The organism is Inquilinus sp. (assembly GCF_039594555.1).
Lineage (GTDB): Bacteria > Pseudomonadota > Alphaproteobacteria > DSM-16000 > Inquilinaceae > Inquilinus.
Window position 1 is genome coordinate 1 of record NZ_JBCNNF010000505.1, and the last position, 4,458, is coordinate 4,458.

Here is a 4,458-nt window from a genome sequence, read left to right on the forward strand (position 1 = left end):
TCTTCACCGAATACGCGACCAACTGGCCGGGGCTGATGGCGGCGTCGTTCATCATGAGCGTGCCGGTCGTCGTGCTGTTCCTGGTCCTGCAGAAATACTTCGTCCGCGCCCTGACCGAGGGCGCGGTCAAGTCCTGAACGAGAAGGGGAGCTTATGGCCCAGGTGGTGCTGCGGGACGTGGTCAAGCGGTATGGCGACCTGACGGTCGTCGACCATGTCTCGCTGACGGTCGAGGATGGCGAGTTCGTGGCCCTGGTCGGCCCGTCCGGCTGCGGCAAGACGACGACGCTGAACCTGGTGGCCGGGCTGATCGAGCTGAGCGACGGCGACATCCAGATCGGCGACCGGCTGGTCAACGAGCTGGACCCGAAGGACCGGGACATCGCCATGGTGTTCCAGAACTACGCCCTGTACCCGAACAAGACGATCTACAAGAATCTGGCCTTCCCGCTGAAGATGCGGAAGCTGCCGACGGCGGAGATCGAAACCAAGGTCCGGGCCGCCGCCAGGCTGCTGGATATCGAGCACCTGCTGGAGCGGCGGCCGCGCGAGCTGTCGGGCGGGCAGCAGCAGCGCGTGGCGCTGGGCCGGGCCTTGGTGCGCGACCCGCGCGTGTTCCTGATGGACGAGCCGCTGTCGAACCTGGACGCCAAGCTGCGCACCCAGATGCGGTCGGAGCTGAAGCGCTTCCACCAGGATTTGAAGGCGACGGTGATCTACGTCACCCACGACCAGATGGAAGCCGTCACCATGGCCGACAAGATGGCGGTGATGAGCGGCGGGGTGCTGCAGCAATACGACACGCCGGAGCGCGTGTTCGAGCACCCGGTCAACACCTTCGTCGCCGGCTTCGTCGGCAGCCCGGCGATGAACCTGGTGCGGGCCCGGGTGACCGGGGACGGCGCCGCGATCGAGAGCCCGGATGGCTGGCGCTGCGCCCTGTCCGACGCCAATGCGCGCAAGGCTGCGGCCGCGACCGATGGCGAGATCGTGCTGGGCGCGCGGCACAGCACCATCCGGCTGCACCGCGAGGCGGCGCCGGGCGCCGTGGCGGGCCGAGTCTACACGGTCGAGCCGACCGGCGACATCACCTACGCCCATGTGCATCTGGGGTCGGCGACGCTGGTGGTCAGCGTCACCCCGGATGTGAAGCTGGGGATCGACCAGCCGGTCTGGCTCGAATTCGACCAGCAGAAGCTGCACCTGTTCGACGGCAAGACCGGACGGGCGCTGCCGGCTGCCTGAACCATCACCGGCCCCGATCAAGCGGGCCGGCTCTCGGAGGGAAGCACGTGAAGATCACCAATCTACGCACCGCCGTCATCGCGGGGAATTTCCCCTGGGTGCTGGTGAGGGTGGAGACCGACGCCGGCATCACCGGCCTGGGCGAGGCCTATTGGGGCGCCGGGGTGGCGGAGCTGGTGCACAAGGCCAAGCCCGTCATCATCGGCGAGGACCCGGTCAATATCGGCAAGATCGTCGAGATCCTGATCCGCTGCCTGTCCGGCGAGGGGTCGCAGGCCGGTGCCACCGTGACCGCGATCAGCGGCATCGAGATCGCGCTGTGGGACCTGATGGGCAAGGCGCTGCAGACCCCGATCTCGACCTTCTTCGGCGGCCGCTTCCGCGACAAGATCCGGATCTATGCCGACTGCCATGCCGGCGACACGCCGGAGCCGTCCTCCTACGCCGCCAAGGCGCGCGAGGTGGTGGCGGACGGCTTCAGCGCCATCAAGTTCGACCTCGACACCCGTAACCCCTTCACCATCGACATCTCCGACGACCCCAATCCGCGCCGGCAGTGGTTCGAGCCGTTCAACCGCACCATCGGATCGGGCGAGATGGCCTGGATGGTCGATGTCGTCCGCGCCGTGCGCGAGGCGGTGGGGCCGGAGATCATGGTGGCGATGGACGCGCATTGGAAGTTCGGGGTGAACGACGCGATCAAGCTGGCCCAGGCGCTGGAGCCGTTCGACCTGCTGTGGCTGGAGGACCCGGTGCCGCCGGAGAACATCGAGGCGCAGCGCCACGTCACCCATTCGACCCGGACGCCGATCTGCACCGGCGAAAACCTGTACCGCAAGCACGGCTATCGCGAGCTGATCGAGAAGCAGGCGGCCCGGATCATCGCCCCGGACATCCCGAAGATGGGCGGGCTGGCCGAGGCCAAGAAGGTCGCCGACCATGCCGACCTCTATTACATCCCGATCGCGCCGCACAACGTGGCCAGCCCGATTGGCACAGTGGCCGGCGCCCATGTCTGCGCCGCCATGAACAATTTCCTGGTGATGGAATTCCACGCCCATGACGTGGAGTGGTGGAGCGACATGGTCGATGGCGGCCCGCCGATCGTCGACGGCTTCATCCATCTGAACGACCGCCCGGGCCATGGCCTGACGCTGAACGAGGACGTGGCCCGCGCGCATCTGCAAAAGGGATCCAGCTATTTCGGGGATGAGCCTTAGCCGCCGCCCTCGCCATCCCCTTCCCTGTCATGCCCGGGCTTGACCCGGGCATCCAGAGACTGTCGAGACCCTCTGGATTGCCGGGTCAAGCCCGGCAATGACACCGGAGGGGACGGGACGCAAAGCGTCGATCTTCGAAGAGAAAGCGAACCCCAAATGATCGAGACCAGCGACATCAAGCGGCCGCCGGCGGAATGGTGCGCGGCGCTGCAGGCGATCGGCGCCGCCACGGCCAGCAGCACCCTGGCCCATATGGGCATCCGCAACACCCATATCTGCGGCCCGGTGGCCTGGACCAGAGGCAAGGCGATCTGCGGCCCTGCCCTGACCCTGCAATTCATGCCGAAGCGCGAGGACCTGTACGGCGAGGACGAGTACGCCGAGCCGGAGAAGCAGCTGCACCGGCACGTGCTGTATCACGCGCAGAAGGGCGACATCGTCGTCGTCGACGCCCGCGGCGACATGAAGAGCGGCGTGTTCGGCGACATGATGCTGACCTATTTCAAGGGCCGCGGCGGCCTGGGCGTGGTGATCGACGGCTGCATCCGCGACTATCCGAACACCGGCCGGCTGGACCTCGGCTTCTGGCTGCGCGGCGTGACCCCGAACTTCCACACCCAGACCGACCTGATGCCCTTCGGCGTCAACATCCCGATCGCCTGCGGCGGCGTGCTGGTGATGCCGGGCGACATCATCGTCGCCGACGATGATGGCGCCGTGGTGGTGCCGGTGGCGCTGGCGCCGGAGGTGATCGAGAAGGCGACGCACCACCATGAGTGGGAGGAGTTCTCGCGCGAGCGCCTGTCCCAGGGCGGCGACCTGCGCCGCTACTACCCGCTGAGCGACGCGGCCCGGCCGGAATATGAGGAGTGGCTGCGCAGCAAAGGCCGGTAACGCGCCATCCGATCTCGGCTTCCCAGACTTCCTCGAGATCGCGGGCCTCGTCGGCTGCGGCTTGCCGCAGCGGCAAGGCTCCTGGTCATCGGCCGCCAGACGGGGCAGGATCCCCTTCGGCACGAAACGGCAAAGCCCGCGCGGCCACGGCCCGGCGGGGCATCCGAAGCGCCGACGAGGAGGACAGGATGGACACACGGAAGCTCGAGGCCCTGCGCGCCCGCTACGGCTCCGCCGGCGGCGCTGACCTGGACGACCCGGATTTCCGCAAGGCGGCGTCGCTGCAATTCGGCGACGGCGACCGGCGCAGGCTGCCCTTCGCCGACCCGTCGACCCTGCTCGACGCGCCCTTCCGGCCGGACGCCGCGGCGAAGGCAGATTTCGGCGGGATCGACGTCGCCTTGATCGGGGTGCCGATGGATCTCGGCGTCACCAACCGGGCCGGCGCGCGCCTTGGCCCCCGGGCGGTGCGCGGGATCGAGCGTATCGGCCCCTATGAGCATGTGCTGCGCATGACGCCGATGGCCGACTGCCGCGTCGCCGATATCGGCGACGTGCCGTTCCGCAGCCGCTTCAGCCTGGAGGAGAGCCACGCCGACATCGAGGCCTTCTTCAGCAAGGTCGTGGCGGCGGGCGTCGTCCCGCTAGCCGTCGGCGGCGATCATTCGATCAGCCGTTCGATCCTGGCGGCGGTCGGCCGCGACCGGCCGGTCGGCATGATCCACATCGATGCCCATTGCGACACCGGCGGGAGCTTCGAAGGCGCCAAGTTCCACCATGGCGGCCCGTTCCGGCACGCCGTCCTGGAGGGCACGCTGGACCCCGAACGGACGATCCAGATCGGCATCCGCGGCGGCGCCGAATATCTCTGGGAGTTCTCCTACGCCTCCGGCATGACCGTGATCCATGCCGAGGAGGTGCCGAAGCTCGGCCTGCCCGCGGTGATCGCCCGGGCGCGGGAGGTGGTCGGCGACGGCCCCACCTATGTGTCCTTCGATGTCGACAGCCTGGACCCCGGCTTCGCGCCCGGCACCGGCACGCCCGAGGTCGGCGGCCTGCAGCCGCGCGAGGTGCTGGAGCTGCTGCGCGGCCTGGCCGG

Annotated in this window: 4 protein-coding genes; all 4 read left to right on the top strand. The window is 68.3% G+C overall.

The genetic code is table 11. The features are described 5' to 3' along the window. Positions 1-153: 153 nt before the first annotated feature. The gene (locus tag ABDW35_RS32810; RefSeq protein WP_343718051.1) at positions 154-1,245 is read left to right on the top strand and encodes an ABC transporter ATP-binding protein; all 1,092 of its coding nucleotides are present in this window, start codon (positions 154-156) and stop codon (positions 1,243-1,245) included. A gap of 47 nt (positions 1,246-1,292) precedes the next feature. Continuing rightward, entirely contained in the window at positions 1,293-2,465 is a 1,173-nt protein-coding gene (locus ABDW35_RS32815) for a mandelate racemase/muconate lactonizing enzyme family protein (protein ID WP_343718052.1), read from the top strand. Between the two features lie 156 nt (positions 2,466-2,621). Beyond that, the gene (locus tag ABDW35_RS32820) at positions 2,622-3,359 is read left to right on the top strand and encodes a ribonuclease activity regulator RraA (RefSeq protein ID WP_343718053.1); all 738 of its coding nucleotides are present in this window, start codon (positions 2,622-2,624) and stop codon (positions 3,357-3,359) included. A 188-nt stretch (positions 3,360-3,547) separates the two neighbouring features. After that, the coding region (locus tag ABDW35_RS32825; RefSeq protein ID WP_343718054.1) for an arginase family protein at positions 3,548-4,458 on the top strand (911 nt) is incomplete at its 3' end.